The sequence below is a fragment of the Parazoarcus sp. PS-13 R2A genome (genome assembly GCF_057621855.1).
Genome location: NZ_JBYEXN010000006.1, coordinates 145,638 through 164,216, shown reverse-complemented (window position 1 = coordinate 164,216; position 18,579 = coordinate 145,638). Strand labels below are relative to the sequence as shown.

General features: G+C 62.1%; 13 protein-coding genes and 1 pseudogene. 9 read left to right on the top strand and 5 right to left on the bottom strand.

The genetic code is table 11. From position 1 onward, the window contains the following. Nucleotides 1–79: 79 nt before the first annotated feature. The 5 genes from argH to AC22G6_RS08200 all read left to right on the top strand — a co-directional run bounded on the left by argH (nucleotide 80) and on the right by AC22G6_RS08200 (nucleotide 6,010). Complete coding sequence (argH, locus tag AC22G6_RS08220; RefSeq protein WP_108950826.1) at nucleotides 80–1,498, top strand: argininosuccinate lyase; 1,419 nt, start codon at nucleotides 80–82, stop codon at nucleotides 1,496–1,498. 6 nt (nucleotides 1,499–1,504) lie between these two features. Beyond that, the gene (locus AC22G6_RS08215) at nucleotides 1,505–2,791 is read left to right on the top strand and encodes a serine/threonine-protein kinase (protein ID WP_108950825.1); all 1,287 of its coding nucleotides are present in this window, start codon (nucleotides 1,505–1,507) and stop codon (nucleotides 2,789–2,791) included. Nucleotides 2,792–3,161: 370 nt separating this feature from the next. Further along, nucleotides 3,162–3,752 carry a hypothetical protein gene (locus AC22G6_RS08210; RefSeq protein ID WP_159099505.1) on the top strand — a complete coding sequence of 197 codons (591 nt, stop codon included), beginning with the start codon at nucleotides 3,162–3,164 and terminating at the stop codon, nucleotides 3,750–3,752. Between the two features lie 235 nt (nucleotides 3,753–3,987). Next, a complete protein-coding gene (locus AC22G6_RS08205) occupies nucleotides 3,988–4,935 on the top strand; it encodes an HprK-related kinase A (protein WP_108950822.1) in 948 nt (315 codons plus the stop codon). Then, complete coding sequence (locus AC22G6_RS08200) at nucleotides 4,928–6,010, top strand: nucleotidyltransferase domain-containing protein (RefSeq protein WP_487366373.1); 1,083 nt, start codon at nucleotides 4,928–4,930, stop codon at nucleotides 6,008–6,010. Before AC22G6_RS08205 ends, AC22G6_RS08200 begins: the two co-directional genes overlap by 8 nt. 48 nt (nucleotides 6,011–6,058) lie before the next feature. Here the strand turns inward: AC22G6_RS08200 and grxD are convergent, their stop codons facing one another. The 4 genes from grxD to hemA all read right to left on the bottom strand — a co-directional run bounded on the left by grxD (nucleotide 6,059) and on the right by hemA (nucleotide 9,694). After that, a complete protein-coding gene (gene grxD, locus AC22G6_RS08195; protein ID WP_108950820.1) occupies nucleotides 6,059–6,379 on the bottom strand; it encodes a Grx4 family monothiol glutaredoxin in 321 nt (106 codons plus the stop codon). An 88-nt stretch (nucleotides 6,380–6,467) separates the two neighbouring features. Then, nucleotides 6,468–7,304 carry a peptide chain release factor N(5)-glutamine methyltransferase gene (prmC, locus tag AC22G6_RS08190; RefSeq protein WP_487366372.1) on the bottom strand — a complete coding sequence of 279 codons (837 nt, stop codon included), beginning with the start codon at nucleotides 7,302–7,304 and terminating at the stop codon, nucleotides 6,468–6,470. 2 nt (nucleotides 7,305–7,306) lie between these two features. Continuing rightward, entirely contained in the window at nucleotides 7,307–8,386 is a 1,080-nt protein-coding gene (prfA, locus tag AC22G6_RS08185; RefSeq protein ID WP_487366371.1) for a peptide chain release factor 1, read from the bottom strand. Between the two features lie 54 nt (nucleotides 8,387–8,440). Next, entirely contained in the window at nucleotides 8,441–9,694 is a 1,254-nt protein-coding gene (hemA, locus tag AC22G6_RS08180) for a glutamyl-tRNA reductase (RefSeq protein WP_487366370.1), read from the bottom strand. Nucleotides 9,695–10,038: 344 nt separating this feature from the next. Here hemA and AC22G6_RS08175 point away from each other — a divergent pair, with 344 nt between their 5' ends. Further along, entirely contained in the window at nucleotides 10,039–14,859 is a 4,821-nt protein-coding gene (locus tag AC22G6_RS08175) for an NAD-glutamate dehydrogenase (RefSeq protein WP_487366369.1), read from the top strand. Between the two features lie 42 nt (nucleotides 14,860–14,901). Here AC22G6_RS08175 and AC22G6_RS08170 read toward each other — a convergent pair whose 3' ends face one another. Next, nucleotides 14,902–15,363 carry a DUF3429 domain-containing protein gene (locus AC22G6_RS08170; protein WP_487366368.1) on the bottom strand — a complete coding sequence of 154 codons (462 nt, stop codon included), beginning with the start codon at nucleotides 15,361–15,363 and terminating at the stop codon, nucleotides 14,902–14,904. A 206-nt stretch (nucleotides 15,364–15,569) separates the two neighbouring features. Here AC22G6_RS08170 and AC22G6_RS08165 point away from each other — a divergent pair, with 206 nt between their 5' ends. The 3 genes and pseudogenes from AC22G6_RS08165 to AC22G6_RS08155 all read left to right on the top strand — a co-directional run bounded on the left by AC22G6_RS08165 (nucleotide 15,570) and on the right by AC22G6_RS08155 (nucleotide 18,522). Continuing rightward, on the top strand, nucleotides 15,570–15,713 hold the full coding sequence (locus AC22G6_RS08165) for a DUF2256 domain-containing protein (protein ID WP_487366367.1): 144 nt from the start codon (nucleotides 15,570–15,572) through the stop codon (nucleotides 15,711–15,713). Continuing rightward, nucleotides 15,710–16,999: a DASH family cryptochrome gene (locus AC22G6_RS08160; protein ID WP_487366366.1), complete on the top strand. Its 1,290-nt coding sequence runs from the start codon at nucleotides 15,710–15,712 to the stop codon at nucleotides 16,997–16,999. The genes AC22G6_RS08165 and AC22G6_RS08160 overlap by 4 nt, the downstream gene beginning before the upstream one ends. Next, a pseudogene (locus tag AC22G6_RS08155) lies at nucleotides 16,996–18,522 on the top strand (cryptochrome/photolyase family protein). Before AC22G6_RS08160 ends, AC22G6_RS08155 begins: the two are co-directional and overlap by 4 nt. The last annotated feature ends 57 nt before the right edge of the window (nucleotides 18,523–18,579 follow it).

The window sequence follows — 18,579 nt, the reverse complement described above, 5'->3', positions numbered from 1 at the left end:
CACAGGCCGGCGAAAACGATCGCCCACCGCGAACGACGCCGACCGCACCTCAGCCCGCACTCTCAAAGTACCAGACATCATGACAGACGCTACCTCATCTCAGCCCGCCAAAGCCTGGTCGGGTCGCTTTTCCGAACCGGTATCGGACCTGGTCAAGCGCTACACCGCATCGGTTACTTTCGATCAGCGCATGGCCGCGCAGGACATCCGTGGCTCGCTCGCCCACGCAAAGATGCTCGCCCGCCAAGGCATTATCGGCGCCAGCGATTTTGCGGACATCGAGCGCGGCATGGCCCAGATTGCGGGCGAAATCGAGCGCGGCGAGTTCGTCTGGAGCCTTGACGACGAAGACGTCCACCTGAACATCGAGAAGCGCCTCACCGCGCTCGTCGGCGACGCTGGCAAGCGCCTGCACACCGGCCGCAGCCGCAACGACCAGGTCGCGACCGACATCCGCCTGTGGTTGCGCGATGCAATCGACCAGACGCTTGAACTGATCGGCGACTTCCAGCGCAACCTGCTCGACATCGCCGAACAGCACGCGGATACGCCGATGCCCGGCTTCACTCACCTGCAGGTGGCGCAGCCGGTTACCTTCGGTCATCACCTGATGGCCTATTACGAGATGAGCCGGCGCGACGCCGAGCGCTTCGCCGACTGCCGCAAACGCGTCAACCGCCTGCCGCTGGGCTCGGCCGCGCTGGCCGGCACCAGCTACCCGATCGACCGCGAATTCGTGGCCGCCGAACTCGGCTTCGACGAGGTCTGCTACAACTCGCTCGACGCCGTCAGCGATCGCGACTTCGCCATCGAGTTCTGTGCCGCAGCCGCACTGCTGATGACGCATCTGTCGCGCCTGTCCGAAGAACTCATTCTGTGGATGAGCCCGCGCGTCGGCTTCATCGACCTCGCCGACCGCTTCTGCACCGGCTCGAGCATCATGCCGCAGAAGAAAAACCCCGACGTTCCCGAACTCGTGCGCGGCAAGACCGGCCGCACCAACGGCAACCTGATTGCACTGCTGACCCTGATGAAAGGCCAGCCGCTGGCCTACAACAAGGACAATCAGGAAGACAAGGAGCCGCTGTACGACACCGCCGACACCGTCATCGACACGCTGCGCATCTACGCCGACATGATCACCGGCATCAAGGTGAAGGCAGACAACATGCGCGGCGCACTGTCGCAGGGCTTTGCCACCGCGACCGACCTCGCCGACTATCTCGTCAAGCAGGGCCTGCCCTTCCGCGACGCGCATGAAGCCGTTGCGCTGGCGGTACGCGCTGCCGAGCAACGCGGCTGCGACCTGCCCCAGTTCACCCTGGACGAGTTGCGCGCAGCCATGGCCGAAGTGCCCGGTGCGGCCGAGCGCGCAGGCCCGGAAATCTTCGCGGTACTCACCATCGAAGGCTCACTCGCATCCCGCAATCACGTGGGCGGCACCGCACCCGATCAGGTTCGGGCAGCCATTTTGCGCGCGCGCAAGCAGCTGGGCTGAGGGATCATGCAGGTGGAGCGGATCGGAAAGTACGAGATTCGCAGCCTTCTTGGCGAAGGGGCGACCAGTGCCGTCTATCTGGCATGGGACGCCTTCCACCAGCGTGAAGTCGCACTCAAGCAGCTGTATCCGGAGCTCGTCAGCGACCGCGACCGCGGCCGCCTCTATCGTCAGCTCATGCTCAACGAGGCGGCCCTCGCCGGCAAACTCACCCACCCGCACATCGCCCAGATCTACGATGCAGTCATCGACGACAACGACGCCTATGTGGTGATGGAGTTCGTGCCGGGCGGAACGCTCGAGGCGCTGGTGCGCCCCGACAGCCTGCCGCCATTCGAGCGCCTGATCGAGATCATCTTCAAGTGCAGCCGGGCGCTCGATTACGCCTTCCACCAGGGCGTCACCCACCGCGACATCAAGCCCGCCAACATCCTGCTGTGCAAGCCCGACGGCAGCGACATCCGCATCTCGGACTTCGGCGCGGCCCTGCAAAAGGCAAGCGAGACCACCCAGATCGCGGGCATCGGCTCTCCAGCCTACATGTCGCCGCAGCAGGTGCGCGAGATGCCGCTGGATCATCGCACCGACATCTATTCGCTCGGCGTGGTGATGTACCAGATGCTGACCGGGCGCCTGCCTTTCGAGGCCGACAACAACTACAGCCTGATCTACCGCATCGCCAACGACACCCCACAGCCTCCGATCGAACTGCGGCCCGAGATCCCCGAAGCACTCGACGCCATCGTGCGTCGCGCGATGGAAAAGGAACTCGACCGCCGCTACCAGACCTGGGCCGAGTTCTCGCACGATCTGGCACTGGCGTTTCGCAACCGCAGCATCGCGCTGGACCGGAAGACGCTCCCCGAAGCCGAGAAGTTCCAGACCTTGCGCAGCATTGCCTTCTTTCGCGAGTTCGCCGATGCGGAGTTGTGGGAGATCATCACGCTGACGCAATGGAGCCACCTGCAGCCCGGCACCATGATCATGAAGGAAGGCGAAGCGGGCGATCACTTCTGCTTTCTTGCCGAAGGCGAGGCACGAGTCAAGAAACGGGGCAAATTGCTGAATGTGCTCAGCGCCGGCGAGTGCTTCGGCGAGATGGCATTGTTCTCGGCCGGCGGCGGCATCCGCTCGGCCTCAATCGAAGCCGCCACCGAGGTCGAGGTCATCACCATGCGCGCACGGGCACTGCAACGCGCATCCGACACCTGCCGCATGCATTTCTACAAGGCGTTTCTGGAAGTGCTGTCTACACGGCTGTCGCTGATGAGTGCGCGGATTGCGAACCTTTGAATCCGTGGATGCGGCTGGCCAGCAGCGTCTTCCATCAGTTCGAATCTGTCGGTGTTTTTTACACTATCGCCTAAGAGATACATCCTCCACGCTCGGCCCGACGCGGGGTGCAATGGATGTACGCTTCTCCCGCTCAAACCCGGCGCTGCAATTCATGGGAGGAAAGCTCAAGGAATACATGGCGTTGTACGCGAACGATGACAGGCATGGCGCCAAACCAATGCGCGCTGGCGCATTTCCAATCAAAACCGCATAGCATCAAGGCATCAAATTTGCTTCCAATCGTGGAAACGTGCATTTTGCCGCAAACAGCGCGTAGCACCGCCTGTTAAAATGCGACACGCGCAGCAGAAAAATTCCGGAGCACGCCATGAATAACGAACCTGATCTGCACTCTGAAGACTCACCTGAGCAACCCGGCAGCTTGAGCCGTCGTTCGGCACTAAAACGCGCGGCAGGGGCAGGCATCATCATGAGTTCCCTCGCGTCGGGAAGCGCACTTGCGTCCATCAGCTGCCAGAAATATTCAAACTGGATGTCTGGAAAGCTCAATAGTGGAAGCCCTGGCAGGCCGGATACCTTCACTTGTGCGCTGGGGAGATCGCCCGGCTTCTGGAAGAATTCAGTCAAGGCCAATGGAAGCTGCTCCACTGCCTTGAACAACAACTTTTCAGGCATGTGCGACGCGGTCAAGGCCGTATACAACGCATCGTTTTCCACGGTTTTCGCGGGTGGCAGCAGCCAGACCTTCGGGCACATCCTCAAGAATGAGGGACAGAACTTCGGAAGCGGCATCAACGTCGATCGCGCGTTCTGTGCAGCCTATTTCAATACGCGCTTTTTCTCGGGTTATCCGCTTACCACAGCCGACCTGACGGTATTGTTTTCCAAGATCGGGACACCTGGCTTCGACGGAGAGGACATCAAGGACTACCTTGAATCGACCTATGAGGCCGGTTGAAATCGAACGGTAGGCGAAGTGCCCCCCCTCCAGCATGACAGGTGCGCACCGGCCACCCGAGTCTCTTTAAAGTCATCAGTTGTTTCATCGGCGGTGCACGACGGCGAACGTGCGCTGCTTGACTTGGGTACAGGCAGGATCATCGTCGTTGACGAAATGGAATACTGTCGCATGCAGAACAGTGCAAACGCACCCGAACTGCTGCTATATGAAGATCTAGCAAGGGCAGGTTTCATTGAGCACCCCGACACCGTTCGACAAACTCGCTAATATCGACGAATCGAGAACTATCGCAGCACTTGGCGGACCAGGTCTGATTCTCGACCTTGGCCCCTTGCTCGCGAGAGTTCGCGTGCGCAACCGTCAGGTTGCCCGGCAACTGCTAAGCCTCTACGGTGAGTTTCCCTCCACCCTCGAAGATGGCTTTGCTCACCTCGATGTAGAAGTCGGCCGCAGACCATGGCCGACAAGCCTGTTCAAACCGCAAGCCCGCTTCATCAGCGACGGCCACGAACCATTTGTCCCCCTACCCGAAGCGCATGCTCTTCCGCTCATTGAGTGGGGCATGAACTGGACGATCGCAACCAGGGTCCCAAACTTCCTGATCGTCCACGCTGCCGTTATCGCACTGGACGATCGGGCAATCGTGCTGCCCGGAATCCCGGGCGCAGGAAAAAGCACCCTCTGTGCCGCGCTTGTCGCAGCAGGTTGGCGCCTTCTTTCCGATGAATTCGCGCTGATTCACCCCGATACGCTGCAGATACATCCCATTCCGCGCCCGATCAGTCTCAAGAACGCCTCGATCGACATTATTCGCGCCCGCTGGCCGGACGCCTGGAGCTCCCCTCCCGTCCTCGATACAAGCAAGGGTTCGGTGTCACTATTCCGACCACCGACTGAAAGCGTGCATTCGATGAAGCGCACCGCTTCGGCAACGAGCGTGATTTTTCCGAAGTACGCTTCCGGAAAAGACCTGAGTTTCGAGGCGATTCCGAGAGCACGAGCCTTGGCAAGACTCTCTGAGCACGTGGTCAACTTCACCGAACTCCCACGCAAACATTTCGGCGTAATGGACCGCTTGTTCAAATTTTGCCAAGCGGCCGACCTGGAGTACTCGGACCTTGACCAAGCCATCAGCCATCTTGGCTCACTTATCCGGTCGGACAATGAGCAGAATGCTTGAAGAAGTTCTACTGGAGCCCTCACGCAGCCTCAAGCTGAGTCTCACGGAATGGGACCAACTCATTGCCAGCGCCCGCTCTGCGCAATTGCTCGCGCGCCTGGCTTGGCTCATGCGGACACACGAACTTGGACCTGCACTCCCCGAGGTGATATCCGACTTCCTGCTCGCCCACGAGGCACTTGCAGACGCGCAGCATGAAGCCGTTCACCTGGAAGCTCACGAAGTTCTTCGAGCGGTGGCAAAGACAGACTGCCCGGTCGTTTTCCTGAAAGGCAGTGCTTACGTCCTGTCCGGCCAGCCCGTCAGGCATGGACGCTTGCTCGGGGACATCGACATCATGGTTCCCCGCAAGCACATCGCTGATGTCGAACTGATGCTGAAGCTTGGCGGCTGGAGCAACGCACATCATTCGCAGTACGATCAGCGCTACTACCGCCAGTGGATGCACGAGCTACCCGCGATGATCCACCGGACCCGTGGGGTCGTACTCGACGTGCACCACACAATTCTGCCGCCCACTTCTCGCTCACAGCTGAATGCGGGGAAGCTGTTCAGTCACGCTAGGCCTCTTGAGGGACTAAGCAACGCATTCGTTTTGAGCGAGGCCGACTCGCTCATACATTGCGCCACACATCTGTTTCACGAAGGCGAGTTCGAAAAAGGCCTTCGTGACCTTCACGACTTCCACCTTCTTCTCGAAACAGCGATTGAAACCGGACTCGACGAATCGGGACTCGCCGAGCGCGCCAGAGAACTTGATCTTGCCTGGCCGCTTTATCTCGCGCTCCGATACAACCAACGGGTCTTTGGCACTTCGGTCGCAACGCGAGCCCTGGAACTGCTTCGAAAGAACTGCGCCCCCTCGCAAGCCAGGCTGCGGTTGCTGGACAGTCTCTACGAGCGCGCACTGCGTGCTCATCATCCCCGCGCCCAAAATACGAATTCAGGATTTGCGCTGTGGTTGCTGTTCGTGCGGTCGCACTGGCTGCGCATGCCGCCCCACCTCCTGACCTACCACCTGAGCCGCAAGGCGATCATGCGAATGATGGGCAGCAGCAGCGAAGGGCATGGCTGACAGGGCAATCCGCGCACACTCCGCTGCTGAAGACGCTCAGGTCAAGCCTTAGACGATCCCGGCATCCTTCAGCATCTGCTGCATCTCGCCGCTCTGGTACATCTCGCGCATGATGTCCGATCCGCCGACAAACTCGCCGTTAACGTAGAGCTGCGGAATGGTCGGCCAGTTGGCAAACTGCTTGATGCCCTGGCGGATGGCTTCGTCTGCGAGCACGTTCACCGTATGGAGGTTCTTCACGCCACAGGCGCTGAGAATCTGCACCGCGGTCGACGAAAAACCGCACTGCGGGAACTGCGGCGTACCCTTCATGTAGAGCACGACGGGGTTGGTGGTGACCTGTTCGCGGATGACGTCCTGAGTGTCCATTTTTCGTACCTGTAAAAGTTGAGTTAAATAGTCGGGTAAATTTTAGGCCTGCGTCTGCCGACCGTCAATGACTCAGACAACAACGACGTCAGACGCGGCCAAGCCAGCGTCCGCCTGATACCCGTTCGATACCTGCAAGATCCTTCCACGAGGCAATCGCGGCAAAACCCGCATCGGCCAGCAGACCACGCACGGCCGACGCCTGATCGTAGCCGTGCTCAAGGAAGAGCCAGCCCTCTGCCTCCAGATGAGCCGGTGCGCGGGCGACGATTTCTGCCAGATCATCGAGACCGGCAGGCCCGGCAGCAAGTGCGGTGCGGGGCTCGAAGCGCAGGTCGCCCTGCTCCAGATGCTCATCGGCCGATGCGATATAGGGTGGATTGGCGACGATGAGCTGAAAGCGCTCCTCGCCCAGCCCGACAAACCAGTCGCTCTGCACGAAGGACACGCTCGCCCCCAGACGCGCGGCATTGGCCATCGCCACCCACAGCGCCTCGCGCGAGCGGTCGATTGCGGTGACATCGGCGCCTTCGAGCTCGAGCGCAAGCGTGACGGCAAGTGCGCCCGACCCCGTACCCAGATCGAGCAAGCGCGCCCGCTGCATGCCCGAAACGTGTGCCACGGCCAGTTCGACCAGCAGTTCGGTATCCGGGCGCGGAATCAGCACGGCAGGGGTGACCATGAATTCGCGCCCGTAGAATTCGCGCTCGCCGGTAAGGTAGGCCACAGGCTCGCCGGCTACGCGGCGCTCGACCAGCTCGCGGTAACGGGCCCAGTCTGCGGACTCAAGCATGGTCTCGGGCCACGCGATCAGGCGCGACGCCGGGCACTGCAGCACGTGGCGCAACAGCACGCGCGCCTCCATCAGGTCGATGCGCTGCTTTGCCCAACCGAGGGCTCCTGCGATGTCGGTCATCGCGCTCATGCTCAATCGTCCGCCAGCGCGGCAAGCAGGTCCGCCTGATGCTCAAGCACCAGCGCGTCGATCAGTTCGTCCAGATCGCCCTCCATGACGGCATCGAGCCGGTAGAGCGTCAGGTTGATGCGATGATCGGTCACCCTGCCCTGCGGAAAATTGTAGGTGCGGATGCGCTCCGAGCGGTCTCCACTGCCAACCAGACTTTTCCGGGTTGCCGCCTCGGAGGCCTGACGGGCGCGCAACTGGGCATCATTGAGCCGCGCCGCCAGCACCGCCATGGCCTGCGCCTTGTTGCGGTGCTGCGACCGGTCGTCCTGACACTCCACGACCAGCCCGGTGGGTACGTGGGTAATGCGCACGGCGGAGTCGGTCTTGTTGATGTGCTGGCCGCCCGCGCCGGAGGCACGGAAGGTGTCGATGCGCAGATCGGCCGGATTGATCTCGATGGCGTCGAGTTCGTCCGCCTCCGGCATGACCGCCACCGTACACGCCGAGGTGTGAATGCGGCCCTGGGTCTCTGTGACCGGGATACGCTGCACCCGGTGCCCGCCCGACTCGAACTTCAGCTTCGAGTAGGCACCGTTACCCACCACCCGCGCAATGACCTCGCGGTAGCCACCGAGATCGGATTCGTTCGCCGACACGATCTCGACCTTCCAGCGCTGGCGCTCGGCGAAGCGGGTGTACATGCGCAGCAGATCGCCGGCAAACAGTGCGGCCTCGTCGCCGCCCGTACCGGCGCGGATCTCCAGAAAGAGGTTGCGCTCGTCGTTCGGATCGCGCGGCAGCAGCGCAAGCTGGAGCGCATCCTCGAGTTCGGCAATCCGCGTCTCGCCCGACTCCAGCTCCATTCGGCCCAGCTCACGCATCTCGGGGTCGTCGAGCATCTCACGCGCGGTTTCGCAGTCGGCTTCGGCCTGGCGCCAGGAATGGTACAGCGCCACCACCGGCTCGATCTCGGCACGCTCCCGTGACAGATCACGGAACGCGTTCATGTCGCGCGCGCCCTCCTCCGACGAGAGCTCGCGATCGAGCTCTTCCAGACGCCCGGTGAGATGTTCCAGCTTGTCGCGAATGCTCTGCTTCATTGAATCAACGAGATGCACCCGGACGCCTCGGCGTCCGTGGCGGCCGACCTTCGGCTAGTGGTGAGACGGAAGATTGAAAAGTTGCTGCACAATGCGCCCGGCCTCGGCATGCTGCTCGCCTTCCGACTGATTCAGGAAGCGCGTGGGGCCGTGCATCAACTTGTTGGTGAGACCATGCGACAGCGCCTCAAGCACCTGCTGCGGGTCATCGCCGCGAGCGAGCAGACGGAGTGCGCGCTCGACCTCGGCTTCGCGAACACCCTCCGCGTGCTGACGCAGGGCACGAATGGTCGGTACCGCATCGCGGACCTGCATCCAGTGCAGAAAACCATCGACACGCGTATCGATGATGCCCTCGGCCTCGATCACGGCCTGCTGCCGCGACTCCATGCCGGCATCGACCACTTGCGCGAGGTCATCGACCGTGTAGAGGAAGACATCATCCAGCCCGGCAATCTCCGGCTCGATGTCGCGCGGCACGGCAAGATCGACCATCACCATCGGGCGATGACGGCGCGCCTTGACCGCACGTTCGGCCATGCCCAGACCGACGATCGGCAAGGGCGAGGCCGTACAGGACACGACGACGTCGAAGCGCGGCAGCATCTCGCCGATCCGGTCGATACGCATGGTGTCCGCGCCGAACCGCCCCGCGACCGCAAGTGCGCGCTCTTCGGTGCGATTGGCAACCGTCATCGACTTGGGGTTTGCGCCGGCAAAGTGGGCCGCACAGAGTTCGACCATCTCGCCAGCACCAATGAACAGCACGTGCTGATCGGAGACCTGACCGAAGATGCGCTCGGTGAGGTTGACCGCCGCGGCGGCCATCGACACCGTGTTGGCCCCGATTGCCGTCGTCGAGCGCACTTCCTTGGCAACAGCGAAGGTGCTCTGGAACAGCTTGTGCAGCAAGGTGCCCATGGTGCCGGCCTGCTCAGCGCGCCGGACGGCATCCTTCACCTGCCCCAGGATCTGGGGCTCGCCGATCACCATGGAATCGAGCCCGCTCGCCACCCTGAATACATGCCTGATGGCATCGCGCTCGGGGTGCGAGTACAGATAGGGAGCGACCTCGGTAAGCGGCAGCCGATGGAAATCGGCAAGCCAGTCGGCCGCGTGCTGCGGTTGCTCGGCGGCAAAATACAACTCGGTGCGATTGCAGGTGGACAGAATCGCCGCCTCGCGCACTGCCGACCCCTGCGTCAGGTCATGCAGCGCCTGGTCGAGCCGCTCAGGCTGAAACGCCACGCGCTCACGGATCGCGAGCGGTGCGGTATGGTGATTCAGGCCGAGAGCGTAGAGTTGCATTCAGGAAGTGGGGCCAAGCGTCAGGGCAAATTATATCAAACCGAAAATGCAGCCAAGAATGCGCTAAATCAAGCGCTTCCGGTAACGCCAAAAGAAAACGGGCCAGCACCCATGGTGGCCCGCTCATTCCAGTCTCAAGCGAAATCACACTCACCGACGCGCAGCGCCAGCCGTGCTCTGTATGGCTGATTATAGCGCAAACACCAACTTCCCCCCCTCGCCAGAGTGGGGTAGGCTCATTGAATAAATGAGCCTGCCGGCCACGAAAAGAACATCAGGTGCACGCTGACTGCACCACGCCGGAGGCCATCCAGGCATGTCAAAACAACGAGGAGACCGTCGTGATGCCCGCACCCACCGATGCAGCCAGCAACAGCCAGATCGAAGACGTGGTGGCAATGATCCACGCAAAACTGCCCGCAGAGCAGGCCGAAGCAGCGGAACCATTCGTTCGCAAGTACTTCAGTCAGGTCGATATCGATGACCTCGCCGAGCGCGACGTCGCCGATCTGTACGGCGCGGTACTGAGCCACTGGCAGTTTGCGCGCCAGCACGACGACGGCCTGAAACTGCGGGTGTACAACCCCCGCATCGACGAGCACGGATGGGAGTCCACCCACACCGTCATCGAAATGGTCGGCAAGGACATGCCTTTCCTCGTCGATTCGATCGGCATCGAGGTCAATCGGCAGGGACTCACCCTGCACCTGATCATTCACCCGGTCATTCCGGTGATTCGGGATGCACAGGGGCTCCTCGTCAAGGTTGCGGATGCCGCCGACGAGGACGGCGCGCACTACGAGTCGATCATCCATGTCGAAGTCGATCGCCGCACCAACCCGGACGAGCTTGACGCGATCCGGACCGGCATCACCCGCGTATTGCAGGATGTGAACGCTGCGGTTGCCGACTGGCCGGCCATGAAGCAGCGTCTCGACGACGTGATTGCCGAAACGGCCACCACCACCGCCCCGGAAACGCCGGAAGACATCGCCGAAGCCCGCGCCTTTCTGGAGTGGATGGCGGACGACAACTTCGTGCTGCTCGGCTGCCGCGACTACGATCTGATCAGCGAGGGCGGTGACAACGAGTTGCGCATTCGCAGCGGCTCCGGCATCGGTCTGCTGCGTGAATCGGGCGACAACCTGCAATCCCAGTCATTCGCGGCCCTGCCGCCACAGCTCAAGGCGCAGGCCCACCTCCCCATCCTGCTGACCATCACCAAGTCGAATACACGCTCGACCGTCCACCGTCAGGGCTATCTCGACCACGTCAGCGTCAAGACTTTCGACGCCGAGGGACACGTCACCGGCGAGCGCCGCATCATCGGCCTGCTCACCTCCACCGCCTACAACACCAACCCCAAACGCATCCCGCTGCTGCGGCGCAAACTGCAGACGGTGATCGCGCAGGCGGGCCTGCTGCCCGGCAGCCACGCCGGCAAGGCGCTGGCAACAATTCTCGAACAGTATCCGCGCGATGAGCTGTTTCAGAGCTCGACCGACGAGTTGTTCAACACCGCGACCGGCATTCTCCGTCTCGGCGAACGTCAGCGCATCCGCCTGTTCGTACGCTGCGATGCCTTTGCACGCTTCGTTTCCTGCCTGATCTACGTCCCGCGGGAAAACTACAATACCGAGCAGCGCAAGCGCATGCAGGCGGTGCTCATGGAGTCCTTTGGCGGCGTTGCATCCGAATTCGAGGTGCACTTCTCCGAATCCGCCCTGGCCCGCGTGCTGATTACCGTCCGCACCAAGGACTCGACGATTCCGCCGTTTGACGTACGCGAAGTCGAAGCCCGCCTGGTCAGTGTGGCGCGGCGCTGGGAAGACGGCCTGCAGCAGGCCTTGCTCGAACATCATGGGGAAGAGCAGGGTATGTCGCTGTGCCGGCGTTACCTCAACGCATTCCCCGCCGGCTACCGCGAGGACTACGCTGCGCGCAACGCGGTGCACGACATCGAACTCATGGAGTCGATCGAGGCCAACGACGGCCTGGCCATGAATCTTTACGTGCCGCTTGAGGCGCCTGCGGGCCGCCTCCACTTCAAGCTGTTCTACGCAGATACGCCGGTCCCGCTCTCGCTGAGCCTGCCGATGCTTGAGCGCACCGGGGTCAAGGTGGTCGAAGAGCGCCCCTACCGCATCGAGCGGCAGGACGGCTCCCTGGTGTGGATGCACGACTTCGGCATGACCTTTGCCGGCGTCGACAAGCTGAATCTGGAACAACTGCGACCGCTGTTTCACGCCGTGTTCCGGCGCGCCTGGCAGGGTGCGATCGAGAACGACGACTTCAACCGCCTGACCCTGCTGGCTGGCCTCGACTGGCGCGAAATCAGCATGTTGCGCGCCTACGCCAAGCACATGAAACAGGCGGCCTTCACTTTCAGCCAGACCTACATGGAGCAAACCCTGGCCAACTACCCGGCGCTCACCGCGCAACTGGCCAGCCTGTTCCGCGCGCGCTTCGACCCCGCCGGTGAGCGCGAACGCAGCGCCCGCTGCGAGCGCATCGTGGAGGAGATCAACGCCACGCTCGACAGCGTTGCCAACCTCGACGAGGACCGCATCCTGCGCCAGTTCCTGGCCATGATCCAGGCCACGCTGCGCACCAACTTCTATCAACCCGGCAAGGACGGCGCGCCCAAGCCCTACCTTTCATTCAAGCTCGACCCCTCGCAGATCCCCAACCTGCCGCAGCCCAAGCCGATGTTCGAGATTTTCGTCTACTCGCCGCGGGTCGAGGGGGTGCACCTGCGCGGCGGCAAGGTCGCACGTGGCGGGCTGCGCTGGTCTGACCGGATGGAAGACTTCCGTACCGAGATCCTCGGTCTGGTGAAAGCGCAGATCGTCAAGAATGCGGTGATCGTGCCGGTGGGATCCAAAGGCGGCTTCGTCGTCAAGAACGCGCCCACGAGCGGTGGTCGCGAAGCCTTGCAGGCCGAAGGCATCGCCTGCTATCGCATCTTCCTGTCCGGCCTGCTCGATCTCACCGACAACCTCGTGCAGGGCAAGGTGGTACCACCCGAAAACGTGGTCCGCCATGACGAGGACGACCCCTATCTGGTGGTCGCAGCCGACAAGGGCACCGCAACCTTCTCCGACATCGCCAATGGCGTGGCAAACGAGTATGGCTTCTGGCTCGGTGACGCCTTCGCCTCAGGCGGATCGGTCGGCTATGACCACAAGAAGATGGGCATCACCGCCCGCGGTGCCTGGGAATCGGTCAAGCGCCACTTCCGCGAGATGGGCATCAACACCCAGGAGGAAGCGTTCACGGTGGTGGGTGTCGGCGACATGTCGGGCGACGTGTTCGGCAACGGCATGCTGCTGTCGAAACAGATCAAGCTGCTTGCCGCCTTCGACCACCGCCATATCTTCATCGACCCGAACCCCGATCCGGAGACCAGCTGGAACGAACGCGCCCGCCTCTTCGCCCTGCCGCGTTCATCGTGGGAGGACTACGACGCCAAACTGATCTCCGCAGGCGGCGGAATCTGGCCCCGGAGCGTAAAGTCGATTGCCCTGACCCCGCAGATGCGCGAAATCCTCGGCACCGACGCCGAGTTCCTGCCGCCCTCCGAACTGATGCGTTGCATCCTCAAGGCGCCGGCCGACCTCCTCTACAACGGCGGCATCGGCACCTACATCAAGGCCAGCAGCGAAACCGACGCCTCGGTAGGAGACCGTGCCAACGATGCAATCCGCGTCAATGGCAACGAACTGCAGTGCAAGGTCGTCGGCGAAGGTGGCAATCTGGGGGCCACCCAGCTCGGCCGTATCGAGTTCGCACTGAAAGGTGGCCGAATCTGCACCGACGCCATCGACAACTCGGGTGGCGTGGATTGCTCGGACCACGAGGTCAATATCAAGATCCTGCTCAACGCGGTGATGGCCGAAGGCGAGCTCACCGAGAAGCAGCGCAACAAGCTGCTGCTCGAGATGACCGATGAAGTGGCCGAACTGGTCTTGCGCGACAACTACTTCCAGACGCAGAACCTGTCTGTCGCAAGAACCCGCGGCGTCGAACTGCTCGACGAGCAGGCGCGTTACATGCGCAAGCTGGGCAACGCCGGCCGCCTCAACCGCAAACTGGAGTTCCTGCCCTTCGACGAGGAAATTGCCGAACGCAAGATTGCGCATACCGGCCTGACCTCACCCGAGCTCGCAGTGCTGCTGGCCTACAGCAAGATCGAGCTCTACGACGCGGTGCTTGCATCGGATCTGCCGGAGGACCCCTTCATCTCGCAGGCGCTGATGCGCTACTTCCCGAAAGCACTGTGCGAGCGCTACGCCGATCACATTCAGCGTCACCCGCTGCAGCGCGAGATCATTGCCACGCACGTCATCAACAGCATGATCAACCGCGTCGGCGCCACATTCGTAAGCCGCCTGCAGGAAGAAACCGGCGCGACCGCCCCTGACATTGTTCGCGCCTATCTGGCAACGCGGGAGGTGTTCCACCTGGTCTCGCTGTGGGAGGAAATCGAAGCGCTCGACAACCAGGTGGCGGATGCGGTGCAGACGGCCATGATCATCGACTCCAGCCGTCTCGTACTGCGCGGCACGCTGTGGTTCCTGCGCCATCCCGAACTCACCCGCGACCTCTCGGTCACGCTCGAGCGCTTCCGCCCTGGCGCGACCGAACTCGCCCACACCCTGCACGAGGTCGTCACCCCCGCTTACCGCGCAGAGCTCGACCAGATGGCCGGCAGTTACATCGAACAAGGCGTACCCGAGTCACTTGCGCAACGGGTTGCGGGGCTCGGCGAGCTCTACTCGGCACTCGATCTGGTGGAAGTGGCAGCAGAAACCGGGCGCGCTCAGCAGATCGTCGCCAGCGTGTACTTCGCGCTCGGCGGTCGCTTCGACCTGCACTGGCTGGGCAAACAGATTTCCGCCCTGCCCGCCGAGACGCACTGGCAAGGCTTGGCGCGCACCGCACTTCGGGACGACCTCTCCGCGCAGGCGAGACACCTCGCCGGAAACGTCTTGCGACTGTCACCCGATCTGGACGACCCGGAGGCCCTGGTCGCCGCATGGGAGAACCAGCGCTGCACCCAGATCGAACGCAGCCGCCTGCTCTTTGCCGACATCAAGAGCTCGACCGTCATCGACATGCCGATGCTGTCGGTCACCCTGAGGGAGTTGCGCAACCTGGCCTAACAGCGCGCAGCCCCGCGCCAGGATTCTGGCGCGGGGCTGCCGTCAGCGCCCCACCTGACCAAGCAGCAGGCTGACGGAAAGACACGCACACGCCACGACACTCAGCTGCAGGCGCAAAGGCAGATACCAGGCCGGCAACTCCGTGCGCCGTGCAAGGCGAAGATCCTGCACGTACTGGGCGATGAATCCGCAAACCAGGACGGGTACGGCAACGCTGTCTTCCAGCCAGGTTGCCGGCCACGCCAGCAGCGCCGGCACCGTGCTCCAGACAAAGGCCTCCGTGCGTTGCGGAGCGGTAAGCCTTGGCAGGACCATTGCGAAGCCCCAATGCAAGGCGCCGACAAAGCTGAGGATCACCGCGCCGTACCCAATCAGGGCTTCACGGAAAAACGCGCCCCCATCAACATCGACAGCAAGCAGCGCCGTCAGCATCACGAATGGCAACAGGCCGCCATAACCCAGCCATGCAACCGCCTGCGGCCGGGAATCAGGAAGCAAATTCATCAGACGCTCTCCACAACAGGGCTTGAAGCTCACACTCAGCCGCTGACATACGTCCACGACAAATATTGAACATCAATCATAATTTGAGCTTAGACGTTCTGATATTATGAACATGAATACGTTTTGTCTAGGACAAACAAGGATAATCATCGCTCTGCGCTCACATCGGCTGACCGAGTTCGACGCCTTCCTTGCTGTTGCAAACCATGCTCAAGAAATCCGATTTACCGACCAGGATCTGCGCGTGCTGCGGCCGTCCCTTCACATGGCGAAAGAAGTGGGCACGCTGCTGGGAAGAGGTCAAATACTGCTCCGTCCGCTGCAGCAGGCAGCGCAAGGCTGACGCATGACTGCCATCATCTACTGGTTTCGAAACGATCTGCGACGGCATGACAACCCCGCGTTCGAAAAGGCGTGCTGTCTGGCTGAGCAAGACCACTGCGAACTCGTTCCGGTCTACTGCCATGCGACCGAGCAGACGACCCGCTGGGGTTTCCCGCGAATTGGCCCGCACCGGCGCCACTTCGTCTCCACAGCTGTTGCCGGGCTCTCAGAGGCAATCACTTCGGCCGGCAGCCGCCTGATTGAACTGACAGGCCCTTGCGCTGAAGCCCTGCCAGCGCTGGCCCGATCGCTGGGTGCAGAAAGAATCGTCTGCGAAACCATCGCAGCGCCCGAAGAAGAGGACGAGGTCGCTGCCTTGCGCCAGGCAGGCATGATGGTCGATGAGGTCTGGCAATCCACCCTGCTCGAGCCCAGCACGCTGCCCTTCGTGAGCAAGGACCTGCCCGATGTGTTCACCGAATTTCGCCGCGTGGTCGAAAAAGCGGCAATCAGACCTCGGCGCCCCCTGCCGGAGCGCGACCGGCTTCCGCCCTTGCCAACGGGTTTGATGCCCTACCGGTCGAACACAAGCATCCCGTCAGTGACGCCAGATCCACGCTCCGCCTTTCCCTGCACTCGCCCGGAATTTCACGGCAGCGAGTCCGCCGCCATCGCGCACCTTCGACGCTACATGGCACGTCAGTTGCCACACAGCTACAAGTCGACCCGCAACAAGCTTGCCGGCATCGACGACTCCAGCAAGTTCTCTCCGTGGCTGGCAGTCGGGGCGCTCTCCGCACCGCAGATCCATGCGCATCTCGTGACTTTCGAAGCCGAACACGGTGCGAGCGAGAGCAGCTACTGGCTGTGGTTCGAACTGCTGTGGCGCGACTACTTTCGCCTGCTTCAGCGCAAATACGGCCGCCGTCTGTTCAGCGCCAGCGGGCTCAAGGGGAATGCGTCTCCACCGCATGACACAAGCGCCTTCGAACGCTGGCGCTGCGGCCAGACGGGTCACGCCCTGATCGACGCCGGAATGCGGGAGCTTGCAGCAACGGGCTATATCTCGAATCGCATGCGCCAGATCGTGGCCAGCTATCTCATCCATGAACTCGGCTGTGACTGGCGCGCAGGTGCCGCCTGGTTCGAATCCTGCCTCATCGACTTCGACATCTGCAGCAACCAGGGCAACTGGCTGTATATCGCCGGCTACGGCACCGACCCGCGCGGAGGGCGCCGCTTCAACCCCGACAAGCAGGCTGCGGAACACGACCTCGACGGGAACTACCGCGCACTCTGGAGTGCACCATGACAACGCTGCGCCTCATTCTCGGCGACCAGCTCAACCCAGGGCACAGCTGGTTCGCCACCACCTCTCCCGATGTGGTCTACGTCCTAATGGAGATCCGCCAGGAGACCGACTACGTCCTGCATCATGCGCAGAAAATCATCGGCATCTTTGCTGCCATGCGAGACTTCGCAAGTACCTTGTCCGAGGCGGGACACCGTGTCGTCTAGCTGGCCATCGATGCCCCTGAAAACCTTCAATCATTACCCGCCAACCTCGACATGCTGGTCAAAGAGCATGGCATCACCCGCTTCGAATCTCAGGCGCCTGACGAATGGCGTCTCGACCGCCAACTCGCCGACTACCTGAAGCAGTCGGCGCTCAAGGGCAGCATGGTCGATAGCGAACACTTCTACACCGCCCGCAACGAGGCCGCGGGCATCTTTGCAGAGCGCAAGCAGTGGCTGATGGAGCATTTCTACCGCCAGATGCGCAGCCGGCATCAGGTGCTGATGACCGGCAACAAGCCGCTGGGTGGCAAGTGGAATTTCGACCAGGACAACCGCAAACCCTGGCCCGGCTACCCTGCAGAACCGACCGACCGCCGGCCACGCCATGATCACACAGCCCTGTGGCAGACCATCGTCGATGCGGGCGTTGGCCACTTCGGAAACCCCTCGGCAGACCGTTTCGCCTGGCCGCTGAACCGCGCGGAAGCCCTGCAGCAACTGGATGATTTCATCCGCGACGGCCTGCCCCACTTTGGCGACTTCCAGGATGCGCTTACCTACCGCGCGTGGCGCCTGTTCCACTCCTTGCTCTCATTCGCACTCAACACCAAGATGCTCAACCCGCGCGAGGTCGTGCAGCGCGCCGAAACCGCCCACCTCGAAGGCAAAGTGCCACTGCCTGCGGCAGAAGGCTTCATTCGCCAGATCCTCGGCTGGCGCGAATACGTGCGCGGCGTGTATTGGGCGAACATGCCTGACTACGTCAGCCACAACTTTTTCGGACACGACAGCCCGCTTCCATCGTGGTTCTGGACCGGAGAGACGCGAATGCGCTGCCTCGCCCACAGCATCAACCAGTCGCTGGAACACGCCTATGCCCACCACATCCAGCGCCTGATGGTACTCGGCAACTTCGCCCTACTCGCCGGCCTCGATCCGGTGGTCGTGCACCGCTGGTACCTCGGCATCTACATCGACGCCTTCGAGTGGGTGGAACTGCCCAACACCCTGGGCATGAGCCAGTACGCAGACGGCGGTGGCCTTGCGACGAAACCGTATGTATCAAGTGCAGCCTATGTCGACCGCATGAGCGACTACTGCAAAGGCTGCGCCTACGACCGCAGCACTCGAACCGGAGAAAAGGCCTGCCCGTTCAACGCCTTGTATTGGGACTTTTTTGAGCGGAATCGGGCAGTGCTCGAGACGAATCATCGGCTGGGGATGGTTTATCGGCAACTGGGGAAATTCGATGAAGCTTCACGCGACGCTATCCGCCAACGTGCGGCCTCGGTGAGGGCCGGGCTTGAGAAGCTGTGAATACCGGAGCGCAGGATTCCGGAGCGAGCCGCTGCCGTTCAAGAAGCTGCCACGCAG

What these genes read in the sequence shown, in the direction of transcription:
- hemA (WP_487366370.1), bottom strand. Translation starts at nt 9,694, where the DNA reads ATGCAACTCTACGCTCTCGGCCTGAATCACCATACCGCACCGCTCGCG.
- AC22G6_RS08175 (WP_487366369.1), top strand. Translation starts at nt 10,039, where the DNA reads ATGCCCGCACCCACCGATGCAGCCAGCAACAGCCAGATCGAAGACGTG.
- prmC (WP_487366372.1), bottom strand. Translation starts at nt 7,304, where the DNA reads ATGAGCGCGATGACCGACATCGCAGGAGCCCTCGGTTGGGCAAAGCAG.
- AC22G6_RS08210 (WP_159099505.1), top strand. Translation starts at nt 3,162, where the DNA reads ATGAATAACGAACCTGATCTGCACTCTGAAGACTCACCTGAGCAACCC.
- AC22G6_RS08215 (WP_108950825.1), top strand. Translation starts at nt 1,505, where the DNA reads ATGCAGGTGGAGCGGATCGGAAAGTACGAGATTCGCAGCCTTCTTGGC.
- argH (WP_108950826.1), top strand. Translation starts at nt 80, where the DNA reads ATGACAGACGCTACCTCATCTCAGCCCGCCAAAGCCTGGTCGGGTCGC.
- AC22G6_RS08160 (WP_487366366.1), top strand. Translation starts at nt 15,710, where the DNA reads ATGACTGCCATCATCTACTGGTTTCGAAACGATCTGCGACGGCATGAC.
- AC22G6_RS08170 (WP_487366368.1), bottom strand. Translation starts at nt 15,363, where the DNA reads ATGAATTTGCTTCCTGATTCCCGGCCGCAGGCGGTTGCATGGCTGGGT.
- prfA (WP_487366371.1), bottom strand. Translation starts at nt 8,386, where the DNA reads ATGAAGCAGAGCATTCGCGACAAGCTGGAACATCTCACCGGGCGTCTG.
- grxD (WP_108950820.1), bottom strand. Translation starts at nt 6,379, where the DNA reads ATGGACACTCAGGACGTCATCCGCGAACAGGTCACCACCAACCCCGTC.
- AC22G6_RS08200 (WP_487366373.1), top strand. Translation starts at nt 4,928, where the DNA reads ATGCTTGAAGAAGTTCTACTGGAGCCCTCACGCAGCCTCAAGCTGAGT.
- AC22G6_RS08165 (WP_487366367.1), top strand. Translation starts at nt 15,570, where the DNA reads ATGCTCAAGAAATCCGATTTACCGACCAGGATCTGCGCGTGCTGCGGC.